The 23,910-nt window shown below is 59.5% G+C and carries 17 protein-coding genes; 5 read left to right on the forward strand and 12 right to left on the reverse strand.

The window, feature by feature from the left end; all coding sequences use genetic code 11:
• Positions 1-7: 7 nt before the first annotated feature.
• The 6 genes from HAD_RS08515 to HAD_RS08540 all read right to left on the reverse strand — a co-directional run bounded on the left by HAD_RS08515 (position 8) and on the right by HAD_RS08540 (position 5,512).
• Positions 8-688, reverse strand: a complete 681-nt coding sequence (locus HAD_RS08515; protein ID WP_035570503.1) for a hypothetical protein — start codon at positions 686-688, stop codon at positions 8-10.
• A complete protein-coding gene (locus HAD_RS08520; RefSeq protein ID WP_035570505.1) occupies positions 685-1,389 on the reverse strand; it encodes a hypothetical protein in 705 nt (234 codons plus the stop codon). Before HAD_RS08520 ends, HAD_RS08515 begins: the two co-directional genes overlap by 4 nt.
• The gene (locus tag HAD_RS08525; protein WP_035570506.1) at positions 1,386-2,789 is read right to left on the reverse strand and encodes an ABC transporter ATP-binding protein; all 1,404 of its coding nucleotides are present in this window, start codon (positions 2,787-2,789) and stop codon (positions 1,386-1,388) included. The genes HAD_RS08520 and HAD_RS08525 overlap by 4 nt, the downstream gene beginning before the upstream one ends.
• On the reverse strand, positions 2,779-3,609 hold the full coding sequence (locus tag HAD_RS08530) for an ABC transporter permease (RefSeq protein ID WP_035570508.1): 831 nt from the start codon (positions 3,607-3,609) through the stop codon (positions 2,779-2,781). Before HAD_RS08530 ends, HAD_RS08525 begins: the two co-directional genes overlap by 11 nt.
• 135 nt (positions 3,610-3,744) lie before the next feature.
• The gene (locus tag HAD_RS17930) at positions 3,745-4,989 is read right to left on the reverse strand and encodes a hypothetical protein (protein ID WP_051596044.1); all 1,245 of its coding nucleotides are present in this window, start codon (positions 4,987-4,989) and stop codon (positions 3,745-3,747) included.
• A gap of 55 nt (positions 4,990-5,044) precedes the next feature.
• Positions 5,045-5,512, reverse strand: a complete 468-nt coding sequence (locus tag HAD_RS08540; protein ID WP_156942207.1) for a hypothetical protein — start codon at positions 5,510-5,512, stop codon at positions 5,045-5,047.
• Positions 5,513-5,777: 265 nt separating this feature from the next.
• On the opposite strand from HAD_RS08540, the gene HAD_RS17935 reads away from it, so the two are divergent.
• Together HAD_RS17935 and HAD_RS08550 are read left to right on the forward strand one after the other, a co-directional pair.
• Positions 5,778-10,361, forward strand: a complete 4,584-nt coding sequence (locus HAD_RS17935) for a glycosyltransferase (protein ID WP_051596045.1) — start codon at positions 5,778-5,780, stop codon at positions 10,359-10,361.
• Positions 10,362-10,425: 64 nt separating this feature from the next.
• Entirely contained in the window at positions 10,426-11,790 is a 1,365-nt protein-coding gene (locus tag HAD_RS08550) for a hypothetical protein (protein ID WP_035570510.1), read from the forward strand.
• Here the strand turns inward: HAD_RS08550 and HAD_RS08555 are convergent.
• The 6 genes from HAD_RS08555 to HAD_RS08580 form a co-directional block, all read right to left on the reverse strand.
• Positions 11,759-13,369 (reverse strand): hypothetical protein, encoded by a 1,611-nt coding sequence (locus HAD_RS08555; protein WP_035570512.1) that lies wholly within the window; start codon positions 13,367-13,369, stop codon positions 11,759-11,761. The two genes, HAD_RS08550 and HAD_RS08555, sit on opposite strands and share 32 nt — an antisense overlap.
• Positions 13,370-13,464: 95 nt before the next feature.
• Entirely contained in the window at positions 13,465-14,208 is a 744-nt protein-coding gene (locus HAD_RS08560) for an HAD family hydrolase (protein WP_035570514.1), read from the reverse strand.
• Positions 14,205-16,271 carry a phosphoribulokinase/uridine kinase gene (locus HAD_RS17940; protein ID WP_241765330.1) on the reverse strand — a complete coding sequence of 689 codons (2,067 nt, stop codon included), beginning with the start codon at positions 16,269-16,271 and terminating at the stop codon, positions 14,205-14,207. The genes HAD_RS08560 and HAD_RS17940 overlap by 4 nt, the downstream gene beginning before the upstream one ends.
• Positions 16,268-16,864, reverse strand: a complete 597-nt coding sequence (locus tag HAD_RS08570) for a phosphatidylinositol-specific phospholipase C/glycerophosphodiester phosphodiesterase family protein (RefSeq protein ID WP_035570516.1) — start codon at positions 16,862-16,864, stop codon at positions 16,268-16,270. The genes HAD_RS17940 and HAD_RS08570 overlap by 4 nt, the downstream gene beginning before the upstream one ends.
• 12 nt (positions 16,865-16,876) lie before the next feature.
• Positions 16,877-17,596, reverse strand: coding sequence for a glycosyltransferase family 2 protein (locus HAD_RS08575; protein WP_035570518.1), 720 nt, complete (start codon positions 17,594-17,596; stop codon positions 16,877-16,879).
• 136 nt (positions 17,597-17,732) lie between these two features.
• Positions 17,733-20,123, reverse strand: coding sequence for a glycosyltransferase family 39 protein (locus HAD_RS08580; protein WP_035570519.1), 2,391 nt, complete (start codon positions 20,121-20,123; stop codon positions 17,733-17,735).
• A 157-nt stretch (positions 20,124-20,280) separates the two neighbouring features.
• Here HAD_RS08580 and HAD_RS08585 point away from each other — a divergent pair, with 157 nt between their 5' ends.
• From HAD_RS08585 to HAD_RS08595, 3 genes are read left to right on the forward strand one after another with little or no spacing between them, the layout of a single operon-like run.
• Positions 20,281-21,318, forward strand: a complete 1,038-nt coding sequence (locus HAD_RS08585) for a class II aldolase/adducin family protein (protein WP_084331839.1) — start codon at positions 20,281-20,283, stop codon at positions 21,316-21,318.
• A 27-nt stretch (positions 21,319-21,345) separates the two neighbouring features.
• Positions 21,346-23,091, forward strand: a complete 1,746-nt coding sequence (locus HAD_RS08590) for an NTP transferase domain-containing protein (protein ID WP_084331840.1) — start codon at positions 21,346-21,348, stop codon at positions 23,089-23,091.
• Positions 23,092-23,114: 23 nt separating this feature from the next.
• The gene (locus HAD_RS08595) at positions 23,115-23,909 is read left to right on the forward strand and encodes a TylF/MycF/NovP-related O-methyltransferase (RefSeq protein ID WP_156942208.1); all 795 of its coding nucleotides are present in this window, start codon (positions 23,115-23,117) and stop codon (positions 23,907-23,909) included.
• Position 23,910 lies beyond the last annotated feature (1 nt).

The raw sequence follows: 23,910 nt of genomic DNA on the forward strand, positions 1-23,910 counted from the left end.
CCGGAATCTACCAGAGTGTATCGGGATAGGTGTGGCAGCTGCGGAAGCGACTGATCGCTGTATCGTATTGGTAGGACAGCCGGTTGAACACTTCCTGGCTGACGACTGAGGCGGGGGTCGTTTCGGCCGTAAGCCGGGCAAGCCTGTCGCGGAAGTTGATCATCACATCGCCGAAGCCGATATTGAACGTGTGCATGCCGTCGAACATGTCCTTTGGGACATAGTTTTCCGCGGCAACCGGGCGTTTGTACCCATCGCCGAGATAGATCTCTGTCTCGTAGAGCTTTACGGTTTTGATCATGATTGCGCCAATGCCGGCGAGAGCCCGTTCCTTCTCGGAGGGGCTGCAATCCATGATCGTATCGCAGGCCGAAGCCAGCCACTTCGCGTTTACCACTTCCCGCATGTATGCCGACTGTTCCGTCCAGAGACGTTCGAAAATGGACCAGTAGTGTTCCGTCTGGAAGCCGCGGCGGAGGATCACGTTGCAAGCAACATGCAGGAAAAGCAGGGCGGGTTGGCCGAGAAACGACTTACGCCACTCATATAATTCGCGGTCCAGCGGACGACGCTGGCCAACCGGAACGCCGGGATTATGGCGCACAAATTCGTCTTCGCTGCGTTCGGGAAGCGGGGCTTTGGCGCCTTCCATATCGGCGGCGAAGGATTGAAGTTCCTCGAATATCATGTGTTGTGAAGCTGGTCCTGACGCACAGCGTCGAATTCCTTGAGCCAGAGGTCGCCATAGTCGACATTCTGCCAATTCTCGAACCACGGGCCGCCGCGCGTATAGTGGACCACTTTCGGCGGGCCGGAAGCGGGCTTCTCGTTCCAGCCTTCCAGCCAGTTCCATTCCGTCGGCAGGCTGCCGATGTCGTCATCCTTCAGCCACTGCATGCGGTGCAGATAAGCCGGGGTCTGCGTGTTCACCACATCCGGCGTCAGCGTCTGGACGTCAGGGTGGGCACAATTGAACAGCATCAGGGATGACCAGTTCTTGCGCGGATACTGGGTCTGCACCGCGCCATCCATCTTGGTCGTCTCGGTCGGCACATGATTATGCTGGACACACCAGAGTGCGCGGTCGCCCGTCGCGAGCTTCAGCATGTCTGCCACATCGCCGAGCCACAGGAAGTCGCAGTCGAAGAACAGAGCGAGCCCGTCCTTGCCGGCGAGATGCGGCGTCAGGAAACGCGTATAGGTGAACTCGGTTGAGGCGAGGGGATCGGCCGGGCGCGAATAGAGCCCTGCCTCACGAAGCTCCGGCTGTTTCAGTGCCTGGACTTCGACGGGGATGGACGCATTGCGCTCAATGGAGCGCTTCGCCACGTCATACGCTTCCGGTTCACGCGAATCCCATCCGATGAAGACTTTCAGTGGCTGGTTCATGCGGCAGACCTTTCGATCCTGGAGACTAGGGGAGTGATACCGGCATCCACGAAGCCTGTGGCAACAAGGTCAGGGCGGAACTTGACCCGGAAAGCCAGGGCGTCCTGGATGCGGTGGTGATGTTCGGCGCCGGCGCCGAGCGCCTTGCCGACGGCGACCGTGAAGAAATAGACACCGGGCGTAAGCGGGCAATTGAAGGAAAAGCGGACATCCCATACATCGCCGGCATCGGCGGAGCTCGGATGATCCGGCAAGACGAGCCGGGTAGAGGCCCCGAACAGTTTGAGGCCGGCGATCGTGCGGATCGCCATGGCAGCAAACGTATTGTCGACCTTGTCATTGAAGCGTGCCTGGAAGCGCAGGACCATGCGTTGGCCCATCTCGACCAGATTGACCGGAGTGCCCTGCTCGGTTTCGAGCGAAACGTCGAAGATTTCGACGATTCCGGTATTTTCGATGTCCTTCGGATGAGCGACCAGGCTCGGATCGATCGGGTCGGCCCGTTCTTCCGCTTCCGGTTCGGCTTCGCTCGGTGCAATTTTCACGTCCGCGGCGGGCGGTGCAGGCTCTTCAGGAGGCACACCCTGGCAGGTAATGATCTCCTCCCGGATGGTTTTCTGCCGGACCGGGTCCGCATTCACGAGGCGTTGGTATTGCTGGACCACGGGCTTTGGCTCTCCGTCCAGCAGCTTCGAGCCACCATCCATCAGGATGGCGCGGTCGCAGAGCTGGACGATGGTCTGGGCGCTGTGGCTGACGAAGAGGATGGTGGCGCCGCTCTCGCGGATCTGCTCGATCCGGGCAAAGCATTTGCGCTGGAATGCCTCGTCGCCCACGGACAGGGCCTCGTCCACGACCAGGATGTCCGGGTCCACATTGATCGCCACCGCAAAGGCAAGGCGCACATACATGCCCGAGGAATAGGTCTTCACCGGCTGGTCTATGAAGATGCCAATGTCGGCAAAGCGGGCGATCGAGTCGAAACGCGCCTCCGTCTCCTCCCGCGTGAGGCCGAGGATCGCGGCGTTGAGAAACACGTTCTCCCGGCCCGTAAAGTCTGCATTGAAGCCGGCGCCAAGCTCGAGCAGCGCAGCGATGCGCCCGTTCACCTCGACCGAGCCGCTGCTCGGCTGCAGGATGCCGCAGATCATCTGCAGCAGCGTCGACTTGCCTGAGCCGTTGCGCCCGATGATGCCGACCGTCTCGCCCCGTTCCACCGTGAAGTCGACATCGTGGACGGCGGCGAAATCGGTGAAATACTTGCGCGGCTTCATGCCGGTCACGCGCCGCAGCTTCGGCATGATCATCTGCTTCAGCCGGTCTTCCGGCCGTTTGTAGATGAGGTAATGCTTTGAAACGCCTTGCAGGTGGATGGCGTGATCCGGGAGGTCAGAGGACATCGGCAAAACCTTTCCGTGTCCGTTCGAACCATTGATAGCCAAGCACCAGGATGACCAGCGCCACGGCGGTATAGCTGGCCAGGGCCGAGAAATCCGGTAGCTCGCCGAAGATCATGATCCGGCGCAATTGCTCGATCGGGACGGTCATCGGGTTGAAAGCCAGGATGGGCTGGACCCATTCGGGCAGCGCGCTCAGCGGGAAGAAGATGGGCGCGAGGAAAAGGAGGGCGGTCACGATGGTGCCGACGATCTGCCCGATGTCGCGGATGTAGGTGCCCAGGGAGGCGAGGAACCAGCCGAGCCCCGTGATCATGAGGGCGAGGGGAATGATGATCAGCGGCAGGAGCAGCAGCGTCACGTGGACCGTTCCAAAGACGATATAGATGAACGGAACAAGGATCAGAAGGCTCACCCCAGCATGGAACATGGACGAGAGCAGGGCGGACGGCACCAGCAGTTCCAGCGGGAACACCACCCGTTTCACCAGCGACGCGTTCATGGTGATGATCGTGGGCGCGCGCAGCATCACGTCGCTGAAAAACTGGAACAGGATGAGGCCCGAAAACAGGATCACGGCGAATTCCATCGGGGAGGCCGTGTCGGACGATCCTGCCCATCTGGACTTGAAGACCGTTCCGAAAACCAGCGTGTAGACGCCCAGCATCAGCAGCGGTGTCGCGATCGTCCAGACGAGGCCAAGGCCTGAGCCGCGATACCGGCTTTCAATGTCGCGCCGGGTTAGCTGGAGCAGGAGGGAAAGCTTGCGTGCCGAGGTTTTGGCATGTCTGCCAACCGCTGCGCGCGAGGTAGAAGAAATCATCTTTTGTCTCACCCTTGGCCACCCGCTGCCGCACTTTGGATAGTCCTATTGAACGGCAGGTGCAACATTGCTTGCGCATCCTGTTTGTTCGCTCGGATTTCGTAAAATCCTTTAAAAACATCAAACTAAGCGTGGTTACCGCTTGCCGTTCCGCAGGCGTGAGGCAGTGCGACGCATGGCGGCTGTTATCTGGCTTTGCCGGGAGGAGCCAGCGGGCATCATTTCGTCCGTCAGCCGCTGTTCGCGGCCGGCATGGGTAATGAACCAGGCATGGAAGCCTTTGCGCCCGGACTCGCTGGTCAGCGGAAAGGTTTCCTGCAGGTCGGTTCGCATGGCATGGACTGCCAGCATCAGCCGGGTGACCGGCGCGCCGTCGCTCTGCTCCACATCCGGGCTGAGCGCGTTCCAGTAGGTTGAATCATAGGCTTTCAGCGTTGTGGCGAGATCTCCGCCCGTGAGCGGGCCCCGGCGGACAGGTGGCGGGATGGGCGTGCCATCTTCGTAACAGGCATAGGCATAGGGCGTGGAGGCCCAGCTGGCCTGACCCTTGGCGTCCAGCTGGTCGAGATAGGCGCGGACCAGGTCTGCGGCAGGGCCTGCCGTGTCCATCGTGATCCGGTCCTGGTGTTTGGAAAATACGGTCCGGTCTCCGGGTACGACGCCGCTGAAATGGAAAAAGACAAGCGGCGCGCCACCAGCTGTCAGGCCGTCCGGGCCCGCTTCGACGGGCCGGCCCGACAGGTTCCAGTAGGCGACATTGTAGCCCGGATCGCGCAGCACATGCAGGTCGGCGAGGAAGGAGGGGGCAAAATCCACCCATTTCTGGTCCACGAACTTGCCGCGCGGGAGGTCCACATAACAGTCCGTCCGGGTCTTGCGGCCCCACCAGGTGATGAAGTCCCGCGCCTCTGGCACTTTGGCAAACGCACCGAAGCCCAGATTGAAGGTGCCGGATGACAGGATATCAAGGTCGCCGGGCGTCTTATTGTCCTGATAAGGCTGGAGAATATGCGGCGTCAGGACTGCTGAGGCGCCGGCATCGAAGGCTTGCCGGACGGCATCGAGTGGCCGGAAGACTTCGATATCAGGGTCGAGATAGACTGCCCGGGCGGCGCCCATCTGATCGAAGACATGATCGAAGCAATAGGGTTTGATCGCGGTCGACAGCTCCATCAGCGTATAGCGGAAGCACATGTCCGCGAAGCCGGGAATATTCAATGCCTGCGCCGGAACCGTAAAGGCGGCCACTTCGGCATCATCGACCTGATCGTCCGCCAGGAAGATCGTGAAGCGTGCCCCGGGTTCTGCCCGCAGGACGCTATCGCGAAGGGTCAGCGCATAGCCGAGATAGTTGCGTGCGCAGATGGTGAAATAATGCATTGCCGAGCCTTGCTTCGGTTCCGGATCCTGTCGTCGGCGCTTTTGGAACGGCGCGTCAGTTTGAGTCGAGGCGGCAATATGTGTCGTCTGAATTGTCGAACCCGTAAACCACAAGACCCTCCGGCGGCGCATCTGCGAAGGCAATGAAGCCGACGCGGTCTTCGGTGACGACAGCAGGCATGGCGGCTGACACGTCCTTGCGGACGACCTGTGTTGTGCCGGCGCCGCGTATCGATCCGTCGGAATCCGTGACGATCACCGAGGGAAAGGGCGCAGAAGCCGCCACGTTCCATGCCCAACCCTCAAGACGGGCGCCGGTGCCATCGTCTGAGGGGGCCACGAGGTCCACATAGCCATGGCAGGGCACAGCGCCGGCCTGGCCCACCATTTCGCCCATCTGGGTGCCGGACCAGGCCGGATCCCAGCGGGGGACATCGGCAAGCCCGTTCACCGGATTGAGATCCGCGTCCGTGACCGGGGGCACCTTGCCGCAGGCGGCCAGACATGCCGCTGCAACGGCCATCGAAAGGCACATGGGAAGGACCGGTCCGGCAACTTTTTTTCTAATATTCAGGACGCTCAAATTAAACTTTCCTCATATGCGGCCCTTGATTACGGGGCTTTATGTTGTTCGTTGCTGACCACGCCGGATATTTACAGTCAAGTTTACCACAAATTGCATATTGGATAGGTATGACCGTGGCATTGATTTAAGCCGCGTGACGTGTTCGGAGCTTCGGTTCCTGATGTAGCAGCGTCTCCAGGCCGGCGCAGAGTGTTGAGTGGATATGTCAAACCTGAAAGAAGTCAAAACCCCCGATCAAGCTGAAGGCCTGCATTCGGTTGCAACGGAAAGAAAGCGGGACCGGCTTGTCGTACTCGTTCTTGGCATGCACCGGAGTGGAACGTCTGCGGTAACGGGCCTTGTCAGCAAGCTGGGGGTCGGATTGCCCGAGCACCTGCTGGCGCCTCAGGCGGACAATGAGCGCGGCTTCTTTGAATCCGAAGACATCGTGATGGCGCATGAGCGCCTGTTCGCTGCAATCGGCACGACCTGGAGCGGGCTGGACGATCTGGACGGCGTGGAAAACACGCCAGCCGGCAAAGCCTTCATCAAGGAAATGCGCGTCCTGCTGGAGCGCCAGTTTGAGCATAGTTCAAACCTCGTCCTGAAGGATCCGCGGATCTGCCGGCTTGCCCCTCTGTGGTTGAAGCTGATCGAGTCCCTGGATTCGGATGTCATTTGCCTTCACGTGTCACGGCATCCGCTCGCCGTTGCGGCATCCCTGTCCAAGCGGAACAAGTTCGCCCCGGGACGGTCGATCCTGATGTGGCTGGATCATGCCCTGAGGGCAGAACGGGAGACGCGGGGGCTGCCGCGGATTTTCGTGGATTTCGACCAGGTCATGAACGATTGGCGGCCACTCGCCGAGCGGCTGGCAGAGATGCTTGGCAATCGCCGCAAGCTGAGTGCCGCTGCGAAGGTGGATATCGAAACCTTCCTGTCGCAGGAATTGCGGCACCACGAGTTTCTTCCTTCGGACATCATGTCCGATGACGCGCTACCGAGCTGGGTGCAGACGGCTTACCAGAACTTCGAACTGACGTTCGATGGGCAGGGGGCGGCGGAACCTGATCCGGTCCAGCTGGACAGGGCCTGGGACGATTTCGATCGTGCTCGCAGCCTGTTCAACGAGACGATCAGCGATCATGTGAAAGAAGCCGCAGGCCTGCGCGCTGAACTTGAACAGACCGCACGTACGCTGCAGGAACGTGAAGCCGATCTATCGCGTTTGCGGGAAGAGAAGGAAAAAGCCGCCGCTGAACTCCATGCGTCCTATGCTGCGATCGAGGCTGAGTTCAGTAAGGCCCGGGAACACCTGCAGGCCTCCCGGAAGGAAACCGATTTGCTGAAAGCCCAGCTTTCGGAAGCGAACGACAGGGCGGACCGCGTGGAGGCTGCCCGCGCAGAGCTGGAAGCCCTGCTGGTTGAGGCAGAAAACGTCAAGGCGCGCCTCCGCCAGGCGGAGAATGATCTGTCGACTGAACGGGAAACTGGACTGCGCCTGCGTCGCCAATATGACGAGAATGCCTCCTACAGCCGTTACCTGGAATCCCATGCGAAGGCGCTGGAAAAAACTGTCCGGGAGATCCGCGAATCCACCAGCTGGAAGATCACCGCACCGCTGCGGCGGGTCCGGGGCATTCGTACCCCGCGGACACCTGAGGCGCGGCATGCTGAAAAGCCATCTTCCCCCGAACCCGGAGAACCGGGACGAACGGGCGCTGCAGCCGCGGCGGCCCGGCCATCTAAAACCGCCCCGGCGCCTGTTCGCCGGAATGCACCTGTCGACATTATCGTGCCGGTCTATCGCGGACTGGAGACCACACGCGCCTGCATCGAAAGTGTTTATGCTTCCGATCCGGGGGTGCCGTATGAATTGATCATCATTGATGATTGCAGCCCGGAGCCTGACGTCAGCGCCTATGTGGCGAGCCTTGCCGGCCGTCCGCATACGACCGTTCTGAAGAACGAGCAGAACAAGGGATTTGTCGGCACGGTCAATCGCGGCATGTCGCTCAATCCAGGCCATGATGTGGTGCTCCTGAACAGCGATACGGAAGTGGCCAATGACTGGCTGCGCCGGATGGTCGAGGCGGCCTATTCCGCGCCGAAGATCAGTTCTGTCACGCCATTCTCCAACAATGCCACGATCTGTTCCTATCCGCGGTATTGCGACGAAAACACGCTTCCCGAGGGCCTGTCGCTTGCTGAACTGGACAAACTGTTCGCCGAGGCCAACCCGGCCGGGACGGTGGATATTCCGACGGCGGTCGGGTTCTGCATGTTCATCACGCGCGACAGTCTGGATGCCCTCGGCCTGTTCGACGAAGACGCGTTCGGCAAGGGATATGGCGAGGAGAACGATTTCTGCCTGCGCGGCGCGCATCATGGCTGGCGCCATCTTCTCGCGGCCGACACATTCGTCTTCCACAAGGGCGGCGTGAGTTTTGCCGAAACCGCGCTAAAGCAGCAGGAAAAGGCGTCCGTCGTTATTCGCGACCGCTGGCCGTCCTATTTCAACGATGTCGCGCAGCATGTTTCGAAAGATCCCGAGCGGCCATTCCGCATCGCGGCGACGGCGATGCGTTACAAGCGCGACACGCGGCCGGTGGTGCTGGCGGTGACGCACCCATATGGCGGCGGGGTTGAGCGCCAGATCGATGATGTGAAGGAGCTTTGTGCTCCGTACGCCCTGTTCCTGACCCTCCGGCCCGCCGCCGATGGCATGGTGCGCCTGGAAAGCGATACGCTGGACGGGGTCGAGGCTGAATACCATTTGGAGCTGGAGCGCGGCGATCTTATCCGCCAGCTCAAGGATTTCGGTGTCGAGCGCGTACACATCCATCATTCCATGGGGTACTCAGACGCCCTGCATGACCTGGTCAGGGAACTGGGCGTGCCGTTCGATTTCACTGTACACGATTATTATTCGATCTGCCCGCGGGCGCATCTTGGCGGCACGGAAAGCACCTATTGCGGCGAGCCGGACGAAGCCGCCTGCAATGCCTGTATCAAACGCGATTTCCCTGTCTATCACAGCACTATTTCTGACTACCGAGACCAGCAGGCGTGGACGGTTCGGGACGCCGACCGTGTGATCGCGCCCAGCGCCGATACCGCCCGCCGCATGACCCGCTATTTTCCGGATGCGGAAATCCGCACGATACCGCACACGCCGAAGCGGGCCTTGTCGCTGGACATTGGAGCGCCGCCTCTCGCACGTGACGAACGGCTGCGTATTCTCGTGCTGGGCGTCCTCGCGCCGCACAAGGGCCTGTCCCGCGTGGCCGAGTTTGTCCGGCTGGCCGATGAGGCCGGGGCACCTGTGGAGGTCCATCTTCTGGGCTCCGTTGGCGGCGCCATGCCGGAGTCAGACCGGTTCACCGATCACGGAACCTATATTGATGCCGAACTGGGCAAGCTTATCGACCAGGTCGATCCGCACCTGATCTGGTTCCCGGCGCAGGTGCCGGAAACCTTCAGCTTCACGCTGGGCGCGGCGATTGCCTCCGGGCGGCCTGTTGCGGCGGCGGATCTCGGCGCGTTGCCGGAACGCCTGTCCGGACGGCCCTGGTCCTGGGTGCTGCCATGGAAGCAGACAGCTGAAGAGTTCCTGGGCTTTGTCACCGATGCCCGCGAGAAATCCTTCCTGACAGGCGCGCCGCCCGTTGCGCCGCAGTCGGAACTTGCCGCGCCGCTGCCGACGGCGTTCTACCAGATTGACTACCTGGCTCCGATGCAGGCGAAGGCCCCGATGATCGGACGCGGCGCGCGGCGGCGCATCGTCGCCGTGGACCATAATGTCATGCCGACGGCGTGCGGCCAGATCAGGCTGGCCCTGCCGCTGACCCATCCTGCGCTCTCAAGCGATGTGGCGTTCAGTGTGCTGCCTCTTGAAGAGGCCATGAAGGCTGATGCGGATGCGATTGTCGTCCAGCGCACGGCCGTGCCGGATCCGGACATGGCCAATCGCCTGGCGGACCGATGCGACCGGAAGGGAATCCGGAAACTGTTCGAAATCGACGATGATCTCTTCGAACTGCCGGAATCGCACCCGGAAAAGGCCATCTACGCAGACTTGCTGCGCGGTGCCGAGGCGTTCATGACGCGGGCAGACCGTGTGGTCGTCACGACCGAGGTCATTGCCGAGCGGATGCAGCGCTACAATCCTGCCGTGACGGTGTTCCCGAACTATCTCGATGACCGGATCTGGTTCGCAGGCGCCTTCGGCGCCCCATTGGCGCGGGAAGCAGGGGAACCGTTGCGGGTCGCTTTTGCAGGCGGCAGCACGCACCGCGAGGATATCGATTCGATCATGGAAGGCCTGCGGGCGGCCGTGTCGAAGCGGCCCGGCAAGTTCGAGTTCCACATGGTCGGGGCAGGGCCGACGGACGATGCGGGCCTGCCGCTGATCCGGCGCCAGCCTCCGCCGGAGCGTGCAGGGCACTATGTCCGCTTCGTCGACTGGCTGCGCCGTTCGGCGGACTGGCATGCGGCGATTGCGCCGCTGGTGCCGGACCGGTTCAACAGGGCCAAGAGCCCGCTGAAATTCCTGGACTATGGCGCCCTCGGCCTTGCGGGTATCTATGCGTCTGGCGCGCCGTTCGAGGGCGTCGTGGCGGATGGCGAAACCGGTATTCTGGCGACCGACCCGGAAGAATGGGCAGAGGCGCTGATCCGCCTCGCCGATGACGAGGCCGCGCGCTTCGCCATGGCCGCCGCCGCCCGCGCCGAAATCCGCAACCACCACACGCTGGCCGCGAATGCGGAAACGATCCGCACCCTCTGGCAGGAGCTGGCCGGCTAGGCCTTGCGGCCCTATGCCGGGCCGTGTCCTATGCGGTGAGTCTGAGTCGGAAGTGTGAGGTTCCATGTCTGATCTTGTGACCGGCCGCAAAGCTGCGGGCCGATGGAGCAGGCTGCAACAGCCGGAATACCTGGCGGCATTGCTGGTTGCGGCTGTGTTCGCACTCATCCTGTCCCACCTCTGGGTGGGGGACCTCCTGAATTCCTACGCCTACATGTCAGACGACAGTTTCGACTGGGTGACCCAGGGCATGGCGCTGGTGGAATTCACGACGGGAGAAGACAGGTCTGCATGGCCCATCCTGCGGCCGCCGCTGTTCGTCCTGGTCTGGGCAATGGATTACCTTCTTGAACCGCCGGGGCTTGTCTTCCTGCTTTGCCAGGTGGCGGCGCTTGCAGCCGTGACCTTCGGGATTGCCCGGTTCGCCCGGATCAAAGGGGCAGGGGCCATCGCTGCTGCGCTCGCTGGTCTGGCTGCTCCCTTTTCGGTTCTGGGTTTCTATTCCCTCTGGGTCTTGTCCGACGCGATGGCGTCCAGCCTGATGACGTTGAGTGCCATCGTTGCGGTCCTGACGCTCGCACGCCCGGCGCCCGGCTCGCTTGGGGCGGAGCTGAGGCAGCTCGCGCCTGCCATCGCGCTCGGCGTTGCGGCAGGCCTCACGCAGACCTACGGGATGATCCCGATCATGGTCATCGGATTTGTGCATGGCGCAGATCGCTTTCTGCGCGGCGCAAAACCTGCGCGATGGTTCGCGCCCTTCCTCCTTTCCGTCATCACTGCAGTGATCGGGTTCGGGCTCCAGAAACTTTGGGCGCTCGTCATTCCCCACGGCATGCAGCCTGCGAATTTTACCCTGCTGGAACCGTCACTTGGCATGCTGGATTTCTATATGAATGTCTGGCCGCTCTGTTTTGGTGTGTTCCTGCCGGCGCTCGGCTGGGCGGCATGGCGCTACATTTCGGCGCGGACGCTGCCGGATGCCGGCTCGCTGTCGCTCATTGGGGCAGTCGGTGCGTTTGCGACGCTGAGCTTCGTCTATCAGTGGCCGGAATCGCGGATGACCTACATCTATATCCCGCTCTTCATCGTGATGGTCCTGTCACTGGTGCTGAATGCGCCGGCACCCCAGACGCAGAGTGCTGCGCGCAGTCCCGCGGCGGTTCTGCTGCCGACATTTGCCGCAGCGCTGCTGGTCACCCTGTTTGTCTTCCCGGGGGATTACTGGCGGCCATCCCTCGCGCGCACGCAGATTGCGCCGAAGGCGACCTGGATCGCCGCGGCCCTGCAGGCAGACCCGGTCGACCGCTACCGCTTGCGTATCGTCTGCGATGGCATGTCGGATGTCTGCGACCGCGCCGACGCCGGCCCGCAATCCAGCCCCTACCGCGACATGATGCTCAAGGAGTATCGCCGCCGGCAGTTGGAGTAGCGGCGCTGCGCGTTTCGGATCTCTTCAGAAGAACGTGCAACTGGCGCTGATAAGGTCCCGGGAAAGACTGGATTTCCGAGTAACCTGCGTTCTCCGCCGCGCTTGAGATGGCAGGGTCCGCCGTGACAAGGAAGTTCGCTGTATTGTTATCATCCGAGACGACGGGATTGGCCCATTCCGTCATGGGTACGTGTCTGAGCGCATCGCGATAACGGTAGCCGGTGTAAACATTTGCCGCCCAGGTCCAGGGTATCAGACCCGGAATGTCGGGATCCGCTATGACGAGGTCGACCTGTTCAGCCGGGATACCGCCGGACTTCGCTGTACTCACAACCGACGCAAATGCCGGGCGCAACCAAGCAGTCCATTCGTCATCTGTCATTGCTTTCAGATTGTTCGAGTAGACAAAGATTACCCCAACACAGACAAGCCAGGACGCAGGGATGGCGACCAGGCGCCCTTTTGCACTGGAAAGAGCGTCCAGGAATCCTGCGCAACCTCCGACCGTCAGGAATGCAATCGGGATGGCGGCAAAGCGAAGATAGAACTTGTCGACCACCAGTGGGGAAAAAACCTCGAGCATTGCCATCCCGATGAAACCGGAGACGATCAGCATGGTGTACCGTGTCGGGCCGCGGGCGATGGCGACGCAGTTCATCGCGATCAGAAGGATGGAGAAAGCGGGGAACTGGGCGAAAAGGCGTGTCGTGTAGCCGAAAATGAAGTTTGGATTCTGCTGGTCGAACATGCTACTCCAGTACGATTCATCGTGATCCAGGCTCTGCATGTGCCACATGGATATCGTCTTTATCTCGATGAGGGGGTCGCCAAAGGCGATCCACTCACTGACGATCACGATCGCGTACATTCCGACCGCGCCGATGGCAGGCCAGAGGCCAGCGAGGAATGCGTCTCTCAACCAATTGGAGGTCCGGGGGCCGGACATATAAGCGAGATACCAGATGATCGGCGCGGAAAAAATGACGACCTGAGCGGCATTGATTGCGATCGCAGCGCAGGCGCCGCCAAGCACAAGCGCAAGCCAGTGACGCTTTTCCCCTGCGAGTACAATGATCGCCGCACCAGCCATGAACCAGGCACAAGCGACGGGCTCACTCAGGATGCGCGGTGACAGAAGTTCGAAGGGGACGAGCGGAATGGCTGCGCAGGCGGCCAGGGGAAGGAGTTTCGATGGCGCGATCTTTTGCAGGATCAGAAGGAATGCAGCGCCAGCTGCAACGATATGCAACGGACCGAACAATTTGAGAATTACAGGTCCTGAACCGAACAGGGATTGCATTGCGCCAAGAGGCAGGATGACCGCCCATCTGAGATAATGGTGGAAGGGCGAAAACGGGGATGGAGGCTGATACAGGCCGTGCGAAAGCTTCCAAGCGGCGTCGATGTAGAACATGTCGTCCGTCGGACGAGGGCTGTTCAGTTGTTTGGAAAGCACGATGCAGAGAATGAAAACGATCGCGAACACCAGGAAAGCAACGCGCGGAGCCCACTTTGTGACTGTTTCCATTTCCAAACGGACCGGGAAGCGCGTGTCCGTTTTTGTGCCCGTCTCCAGCATTCCGTTTTCCTTCGCAAAAGGCTTGCAATACAAGGTTGAACCTTCAGGTGCGGATAGAATAAATTGGCGTGCAGCGCCATAGGGAATTGCAACAGTTACAGCAGATCAGTCAGCGTCGACCTGAGATCACCAAACCGCGAGAATACTGCATCCGGAGTCGCAGCGGCGTCGGGGGTGAACTTTTCCAGTTTGTGCACTTTCTGGAGGGTCGTGCAGCCGAGGGCGTCGCGCGCACCGGCAATGTCTTTGCCCGGATCATCTCCGATCATCCAGACTTTTCCTTCAACGCCGCCGATCTTTGCCAGCGCGAGGTGGAATATCCCGATGGCGGGTTTGTCCGCCCCGCTTTCTTCGGACGTTACCATCCAGTCCACATATTTATTGAGATTGAAGTAGAGTAGCTTTCTCAGCTGAATTTGTGCCGTCAGGTCCGTAACGATAATGGCTGGAATGCCAGCAATCCTCAGGTCGTCCAGGAATTCCAGAACCTCGTCGAACAGCGTGGCTTTGCTGAGGAACGCGCTCCAGTACACTTGCTCCATCTGCAACGCGTTCATGGGTTGGGTGGCGAGCCCCGCCTTTTCGAGCGTGCGCTGGAAATAGAGCAGCCGATGGTGGGACGACCCGGTGGGACCAAGGCGCTGCTTGATTTCGGCGCGGGCGGCGTGGAAACAGTCATCGAAATCTGCCGCGGAGATACGAAGCTGTTGTTCCGCATATTCCCGCACTGCATCCATGCCGGCGGTATGTGCCGGATCATATTCGTAGAGCGTATTGTCGAGGTCGAGCAAGACGCAGCTTGGCGCTTCGGACAACGCAATAGGGTTCAATATTTTCACTCTCTGCCTCCAGCAGCGGCTCGCACGCGATCGATCTGACTTAGAATAACAAGCTGAAGCAGGCCGGCCTGATCAGCGTGCCAGTTGGGATTGAGGGCCAGGTGTTCAGCCATGCCCGGCGTAAGCTCTGGCACCACACTGCCGATTTGTCCCTTTGTTGCTGTTCCCTCAATCAACAATTCGAACGACCCATCATCATGGACAAGGTCGATCACATTCAAACCGCAGGCGGATATGAGCAGGCGGGCCAGCGAACGCATGGAATCGAAATGCCGTCCGGATATGCGGATGCGCAGGGCAATGTCTTCAGGTGGGAGGTCGAAATCGAGCACATCCTGCTCCCGCACCGGCTCGAGCGATATAACGATGTCGGCCAATTGTTTCTGGGGCTGGATGTAAGCCCGGCTATCCGGATACCGATCTTCAATCGAGCGGAGGACCTTTTCCGGTGCATGTCCGCGGACCTTTACGTCACGGCGGATCTTGAAATAGCGACGAAGCCCTTCGTGCATATCGAGGAAGATTTTCAGGTCGAACCTCTGCGCCAATGTATGCGGATAGAGTGCATGCAGCCCAGAGACGATGACGAACTCCCGGGGTTCAATCCGGTGAGGCTTGGTCATTCGTCCCACAGAATGATCATAGTGCGGTGCGCGTACTGTTTGCCGTTCGCTCAGTGCCAGGACATCAGACTCAAAACGCACCAGATCATTGGCATTCGGGTGCAAGTGGGTCAGTGCGCGCCACATGGGCTTGTGCCGGTCCCACGAGTGATAATCGTCGCCGGAAATGGCCGATGAGGCATTCCTGCCGAACATGTCACGTATGAGATCGCTGAGTGTGTCTTTTCCTGCGCCGCTATCGCCTGCGATGCCGACCACGAACGGGCGCCGCGTCCACAAGTGATAATTTTCCTGGAGGATTTGTTCCCGGAACATCTGGATCGCAATCGCGACAGCGGTCACTGCCAGCAGGGAGAAGATCCATCCGGTCGGTTCGCCGATGGGAACGAGGCCGGCCGGGAGACTTAGTTCATCCAGATTCCAGTAGGGCGGAATGAGCAACCGGCTGCCGGTGGAGACCAGAAGGTGCAGGGCCACGAAGCTGATGTTGAGCGCGAGATACAACATGCCTGCCCGCAGTCCCGACTTGGCCGTGTGCAGGGCAAGGAAAACGGTGAACCAGAGTGCCCAGCCAGGTGCTGCGGGTGTCAGTATGTAAAGCGCCAGGAACACCAGGCCGACCAGACAGAGAAGGCCGTTGACCGACAACCGGCGGATACGCCAGATGGTGAGCAGAAGCCCGGCATAGACCATGGGCAGCAGATAGAGCGTCAGCCCGCCACCGTAATTGATCGCCAGCGCGATACTCTTCTGCAATTCCGGTGTGCCGAGTGCCATGGATTGAAAGCCGGGCAGCAGGGCACTGGGGCCGAAGGCCAGCAGGAACACGAGGACCGTTTGCGCGATATAGGCGATGGTATCCTTGTGGTGCCGGGGCGATCCCCACAAATACGCAAATACCAAGGGAGCTGCGATCACCATACTTATCTTGGCGGCGATCGCGAGGGCGAGGAATGCCGCAGAGAACGGAAGCCTGTTTTGCTTCAGCAGCAGCAGGCTGACCGAAAGGAGCAAGGTCGGCAGGATGTCGAGATGGCCATGCCAGTAGCCGATATATATCGTGATCGGTGACAGCCAATAGAGCAGCAGGAGCTTGCCTGACAGCGCGCGGGAGCCGAATGCCTGCAAGGTACGGAGCATGGCATAATCGAGCGCTATGATTGTCAGGCCCAGGCCGAGCTTGGCCCCCGCCGCTCCAGCGATGACGTTTCCCAGCACCGTAAGCGGCGCGTATGCGATCACATAGATGAAACCGTAAGGAAAGGCGTTGCTGGCGCCTCCGGAGGCGACGAAATCAGACCATAAGTCCAGGCTGTTCGAGGCGGGAGCGTGGGTCAGGAAAGGCAGGAACCAGTGCTCCTGGGTCCATGGCAGGACTGCCACAACCAGAACGAGCCGGATCAAAAGACCAAGCAGGAATAAAGGAGACTCTTGTTTCAATTGCTCGTTTCCCACAGATCCGGGCGTTTGGTGCAGACGGCATGGAAGGGAATTGTTTCACGAGACAGCATAGCCCGCATCTCGGGGATACTCGCGTCAGCCGGACGGCCCTGCAGTTCGGGGGAAACGAGGCACAGTTTGAACCCGGCATCAATCAAATGGTTTGCGCCCGCAGCATCCAGCGGAAACCTGGTGAAACAGTCGACCCAAACCCAGTCGACTTTACCCGCGAGAGACATGGCTGTCTCGGCGTGCTCGAACTCCGACACACGCACAGCACAACGGCGTTCGCCGGTCCGGGAAGTGCGGATCAGGAATGGAAAGGATTGGTCCAGGAAAAAGAAATCCTCAATTCCGTGCTTCTTCATCAGTTCCAGCAGGACGGATTCGAGGCCCTCTTCCTTGACGTTCAGGATCAGGGTTCCGTGCTTGTAGTGCGTGATCCATTCGCGGAAGTCTTCGCCATCCTCAAAGGGATCATGATGAATGATCAGCTCGCGGCCGCGGCTACGGATATCTACTTCGATCCCATACTGAGCCGGTGTTTCCGTCAGTTCCTCGATCGTGTTCTTTCGGTGTGCAATCAAGTGCATACGGCAAGTCCCTCAGGTTTGTTCCCGGTTCACGGAAAAACGCTTGCGTAGCTGAAAGCTGAATTCCACGGTTCTTTTGATGAACTTGTATTTCGATTGCCAGTTCACATTCCATGAAGACTGGCCCTGTTCGCGATTTGCGAAATTAACCGGGAAGCGCCTGACCTTTTTCTTCTGCCGTTTGGCGAGCGCGTACGCATAGAGGTCGAGCGAAAAATCGTGCGGCGGAGATGTCCAGGACTCAAAGAACTTGCGTGAGAACATGGTGGGTTGCGCATTCACGTCGGCAAGCACGTGACCTAGCAGGACTGTTTCGAACACAGTCATGCCCATGGTGAACACCGTGTCCGCGACCGGGCGTCCATAACGTCTGCCTTTTACGAACAGGTTTTCGGGATCGTCGCTGTTGGTGAAGAGTTTCATAGCGGCAACGGCATCCATGGGGTCTGTCTGCATGTCCGCGTGAGTCCAGCCGATTATGTCTCCAGACGCGGCTCTCAGACCCGACAGGATGCCAAACCCGTAACCCTGGTTCACCTCTACCGTCTCGATCCTTATTCCCGGTTTTCCTGCCGTGCACTCTGCGAGGACTTCCGCAGAGTTGTCGTTCGAGCCGTTGTTCACCAGTATGAACTCGCAATCGATCAGCGCGACAACTTCTTCGCAACGCTTCACCAGCCGCGGTATTCCGGCAGATTCATTGTAGCAGGGAAGAACGAGCGAAAGTTTCATCTGGCTGTTTATACTTTTCGAGGCTGTTGGTCGAGGCGGAAGTGAGGGGCGCTAAACGTAGTCCACTACTTGATTCCGTGGACGATGGTGGTCTTGTAAGCAGTGATCTGCTGATCTCCAAGCGGCGGTTCTCAACTCATTCGGACGGGATTGTGTACGGGGTGGCAATCGGGCAGCGGGAACCAGACTCCTGATCGACACCGTACAGGTTCACACTGCCTGACATGACCGGAACGAAGACGGAAAACCCGACATCATCACTGCCGAGTTCCGGGTATGCCGCGGCGACATCGGCCCGTCCGATTGGCGCACCGGAAGCACCGATGACCTTGCCGTCACTGTTCGCTGCGATGACGGCATCGAATTGGCTCGAAGGATTGCCATGCCATCCCCAGCCGCCGAGGACGACCCCTTCGCCAGCATTGCCGGCAATCCATTCTATGACGCCTTCCATGTGAACAGTGCAGCCTGGCATTTGTTTCGGAAACGCCTCGTCCATTGGCTGTCCGATGAATTCCTTCATGGAAGGCAGCATTTCCGGAAGTGTGTCTCTGAGGTGAGCTCTTCCACGTGCGCCTGCCGGGCGGTTGAAGACGGACATAACCAGGCCGGAGGAGGGGTCAGGGAAATCCTCTCTCTCCCAATGAAGATCGGTAAAATACTGGAGTGCACCATAGTCGGCTTCATTATCGACGATCAGGGCACCGATGTCCCGGTCAGAAACAACCCCGTCGAAATTGACAGACCAGCCGCTTCTGTGACGTTCGTTGACATTGGAGAACAAAGCGAATTGCGAGGCGCTGTCTCCCTGCAGAACAGCTGGAAATCCACCATACCAGTAGCCGATGTAATAAGGTGTGCTGCCCGGGCTTAGTTCGCGCGCCCGGCTGTAAGCGTGCCTGAAGTCGAACAGCGCGTCGGCAGAGGACGTGTGAGGCGGGGTTGGGTGAGGAAGGAAACGCGCGCCGTTATGGTCGACTGCAGCAAGTGCGAACAGATTTGCCGCAATCACGAGGCCCATGGGGGAGAGGCCGAGCAAGGCGCGCGCCCAATTCGGAAGGACTTCTGTTTGGCGCCACTGCAAGTTGGGCAGTTTGCCTCTTGAGCTGAATAGAAATGCAGACAAGCCAGCCGCCAGAATGGGCGTCGCCAGTTCCGCCTGGTATCTCGGAGTCCCCCACAGACTACTTTTCGTCGGACCATAGAAAACCAGGATGCCGAGCGTCAGGAAGCCGACCACTGCGGCGGCAAGGAACGCGCCATGGGTGCTTCGTATACGGATTGCATGACCAAGAAAGAAGAAAGGCACGAGCCCCATAACCGTGACGAGCGCAACAGCCGGAATGCCGCCGACAAGCGCTGTGAGCACCTGACGGGACGGGGGCGCTTCGGAAATAGCCGGGGTGCCAAACAGGATGAAGACGAGGGCGCCCGTGACCGCGAGTGCCATCAGTCCGACGAGGACGACGAGGTCAGATGTTTTTTGAGGACGGCGCGAGACAGCCAGGGCACAGAATAGAAACAGGGGGGCAAGCGCTATAAATCCCGGGGCTCGCATCAGCGCCGCAAGAGCGGTAACGACAGCGAGCGGCACAAGACAGGCGACGGGGCTGTTGTCATCCTCTGAGGCGGCAAAGAATGCAAATGTCATCCATCCCGCGAGCGGCGGCCAGATCGAGGCCTCAACCAGAGCCGAGGTCTGGAGAAGGCCGGGTAGACTGGCAATTGCAATGAGGCCAACGGCAGAATTCAAGCGGTCGAGCCGGGTTCTAAGAAGAAAATAGAAGGCCCACATCGCGGCCAGCAAGCCCGTAAAGCCGGCCATTCGAAACCCGAATGCGTCTGTCCCGAAAACGGCGCTCGAAACGATCAGTGGAAGCAGGCGGAGCGGAGGGTGCGGGTCACGCATAGACTCGTTTGCGAAGAGTACCGGGAACCCTTCCGATCCCTTCAGGAGCCCCAGATCGGTGGAAAACAGAACCCTTCCGGCAATGAGGGCCGCAATCCAAACCAGCGCTATCGCAAGCGGCCGGTTGCCCAGCAGGCGCGGTACAACGAAAAAGAGCACGAGCAGTGCGATTACGATGCCGCTGTGGACCAGTCGGATGAATGTTCCGGCATTCATTTCCAGGCCCGGGGTACCTGTTTCCGGATCACCACCCACCAAGCTGTACAGGAGCAATTGAGCCGGCCTGGATGCAATCGAGGCATGGTAGATCGCGTCGGACCAGAGATCAGCGGTAAGCCTCGAAAAAACAACAAGTCCGAGAGCGATCCACGTCAGAAACACTATCAGGGCATCCACAAGCTTGGTGCCTGGCGGGACCAGCTGCACGCTGAAACTGTTCATTCGAGAGGCATAGGCAAGAGTCAGCAACGCGAGGGCGGTTGCAACGACATGTACTGCTGCGAGTGGTGTCCGGATCCACGGGCCAGATGGGAACAGGGCGATAAAGAACAGGGCCATCGCGAGCAGGAAGGCAAAGTTCAGCACCGGCCCGCGAGATGCTGCTTTCTTGTTCGACATCCCGCGCCCCACCGTTGATGTGTTGGTTCTTTACAGGTTCTGGAGTCCGTCAATTTTGTATGCCGGTCAAGCATTGGTGCCAAGGTAACTCATGGTTGACTGACAATTGGGCGGCGTTAGGTGTAAAGTCTCCCAAAGAGATGATCCGGACGACACCATGACACCTGAATTGCAAGGGCTACGGGAGGTCTCGGCCCGTCTCGGAAGCGATCCATTGCTGGTGCAGGGAGGCGGTGGGAATGCCTCCCTCAAGGAAGGGGGCATTCTGCATGTCAAATCCTCCGGAACCTGGATGTCGGATGCGCTGAAAAGGGACATTTTCGTCTCACTTGACCTTGCAGGTGTCCGAAAAGGCGTAAAAGCGGGCGAGGAGGATTTTTCGAGCCTGGTGCTGCCTTCTGCCCAAGGGGACGGGCGCCCATCCATCGAGACTGCCCTTCACGCGATCATGCCACACGCGGTCGTGATTCACGCGCATGCGGTCAATTCGATCTGCACAACCCTCCTGCCTTCGGCGGTGGAGCGGCTGACGCAAAAGCTTGGCGGCATACGGTGGGCCATCGTGCCATATGCAAAACCGGGAGCCGACCTGGCGCGGGCTATTCAGGATGTCCTGGAAGCAGACGCGCCGGATGTCGTTTTTATGTCCAATCATGGCGTCGTCGCGGGTGGTGCATCAGCCCGGGAAGTCGAAGAACGGTTGCGGGACGTCGAGTCGCGACTGTCATTTGATCAGACAGTATCCTCCCAGCCTGCCGTTCAGGCTGATCGTCCGGATGTGGCTGGGTATCGTTGGCATGATGACGCAGGTTTAGGCGCGCTGGCCTTCGATCCCTCCCGGGCGCAAAAACTGTGTCGCCGGGCGCTCGTGCCGGATCAGGTCGTGTATCTGGGCGGCCCGGCAGTTTGGAGCGAAACGGTCGAGGATTTGTCAGACATCCGGGCGGAGTGGTTGCGCTCCAGAGGCGTAGAACCGCGTCTTGTCTTCGTCAGCGGCTTGGGTGCGCTGGTTCACGAAGATGTGGGATCGGGTGGAATGTCGATGATCTTCCTTTTGGGAGAAATTGCCCACCGGCTGCCGATCACGGTTGTGCCGTCGATGCTGAGTGTGGAAGACGAGTTGAAATTGCTCAACTGGGACGCAGAGAAATACCGTCAGGCGCTTGATGCTCAGCGCGGCTCTGCAGGCAACTGACCGGTGCCAGAAGAAAGGTGCAGCGATATGCAGATCGTCATTCCCATGTCTGGCTTTGGCGAGCGCTTCAGGCGTGCCGGATACGACACGCCCAAACCCCTGATCCCGGTCGATGGCAAACCCATTATCGCCCACGTGCTGGACATGTTTCCTGGCGAGACGGACGTCGTGTTCATCTGCAACAAGGACCATCTGTCCAATCCCGACTACCGGATGGCCGAGATCCTGCGCCGTTATTGTCCGACCGGAAAGATCGTGGCGATCCCGCCGCACAAGCTGGGACCGGTGAATGCCGTCCTGCTTGCACGGGAAGCCATCGACCCGGACAAGCCCGTCGTGGTCAACTACTGTGATTTCACCTGCTACTGGGACTATAAGGATTTCAGGCGTTTCGTGACGGAGACCGACTGCGATGGCTGCGTGCCCGCATATCGGGGCTTCCATCCCCACAGCCTCGGGTCGACCTTTTATGCCTATATGAAGCATACGGGGCTCTGGATGGACGATATCCAGGAGAAAAAGCCGTGGACGGATGACCCGCCGAGTGAATACGCGTCAAGCGGAACCTATTATTTCCGCAGCGGGGCACTCTGTCTTGAGACACTGGAAAAGCAGGTCCGCCAGGAACTGGACGTCAATGGCGAGTATTATGTGAGCCTTGCTTACCGGGTGCTCAAACAGGGCGGATACCGCACCGCCATCTATGACCTTCAGCATTTCATGCAGTGGGGGACCCCGGAAGACCTCGCAGAGTATGTCGCGTGGTCCAAAGCCTTTCGCCGCCTTGCGGTGGATGATGCCGTCCGGCCCCGGCATGGTGGCACGCTGCTTGTGCCCATGGCAGGCCTTGGCAAACGTTTTGCGGACGAAGGCTACGCGCAGGTGAAGCCGCTTATCCCTGTATCCGGCCGCCCCATGGCCATTCAGGCCACGCGCGACCTGCCCGAAGCGCACAAAACCGTTTTCGTTCTGCGGCGCGATATTCCCGGCGTTGAGGAGATCGAGCTGAAGCTGCTGACGTCCTTCGTCGGTGCCGAAACGGTGATGCTGGATGAGGTCACAGAGGGGCAGGCCATCACTTGCAAACATGGGCTTTCCCGCGTGGCTCCGGACCAGCCCGTGACGGTGGGGGCCTGCGATAACGGCATGCTGTACGACCCGAAAAAGTTCGAAGCCGCGATGGCCGGCGACGCGGATGTGCTTGTCTGGACCGTGAGAGGTCATGTGGATGGCAAGATGCGGCCGAAGCAGTTCGGCTGGGTTCAGGCCGACAAGGATGGTGCCGTCCGCGACGTGCTGGTGAAAGAGGCTCCCGAGGATCCGGCGACGGCACCAATGATCGTCGGCGCATTCACATTCCGAAGGGCGTCGGACTTTGCGGCATGCATCGATGCGCTCGTGGATCGTGATGGCCGGGTCAATGGCGAATTCTATGTCGACAGCCTGATTGCCGATGCGGTGGCGAAAGGGCTGAACTGCCAGATATTCGAAATCGATCATTATATTGGCTGGGGAACGCCGAATGACCTGAAGACCTTCGAATATTGGCAATCCTGTTTCCACAAATGGCCATCGCATCCCTACAAGCTGCAAAATGACCGCCGTATTCCAGGGGCAAGTATTGGTGGATTGGCAGACCGCTACGCCGCGACTGTTCCGGATCGTCCGGAAGGAGTGTCGGTCAAGACGGCTGAAGCGAAGGGCACTGCGAATCCCCTTCGTCAGATCCGTTCGATTTGGGATTTGGTCTCCGGTTCTTCGCCCAGATCATAAACAATCGGGAGCCGTTTCCGCCGGTGCTGATCTGGTGGTTGCACCGATGCGCCGTATTAGACTACAGCAGGTTGGCTGCTGATTTCCTGAGGCTGAATATGTTTTCAATTGCTAAGAACAGTCACTGGCTCCAAACGCTGGCGGCCAAGATGATCACGAGTGTCCACCCGTCGATTCGGCACAATGTCGAAAAGATCGAGGGCCTTCAGAAGGCTTTCTATCTGACCAACCTGGAAAGTATCCCCGGGGACTACATGGAATTCGGCATGTTCGAGGGGACTTCGTTCATCGGCGCGTTCGAAGCCAACCGGAAAACAGGCACGTCTGAATCGCCCAAACGAAAGTTCTGGGGGTATGATTCTTTTGAAGGGTTCAAATATTCGGACGAGAAAGACCGCCACCCGTTTTTCCGGGAAGGCGACTTCAAAAGCAGTTACGACAAAGTGTCAAAGCGCATCCGGAAACATTTCAAAGATGCGGCTCCTTGGGCCATTACAAAGGGGTATGTTGAGGACACGATCGGGGGAAAAACAGCCGCTGAAATAGGTATTCCAAAGGTCGCTGTCGCGCTTGTCGATCTCGATCTGGGTGCACCTGCGCGGGTTTGCCTCGAAGTCATGAGCGGGTCGCTCCAGAGAGGCAGTATCATCATATTCGACGACTATTTCGCCTATCAAGGACGACTCGACAGGGGGGTGGCGAAGGCCTTCGAAGACTTTAAGGTCGACCATCCGCGTTTCGTTTTCCGCAGACTGTTTGACTACGGAATGGGCGGACAAGCTTACATCGTTGCGGACGATGGTACGCCGGAAGACTGAG

Source organism: Hyphomonas adhaerens MHS-3, from assembly GCF_000685235.1.
GTDB lineage: Bacteria > Pseudomonadota > Alphaproteobacteria > Caulobacterales > Hyphomonadaceae > Hyphomonas > Hyphomonas adhaerens.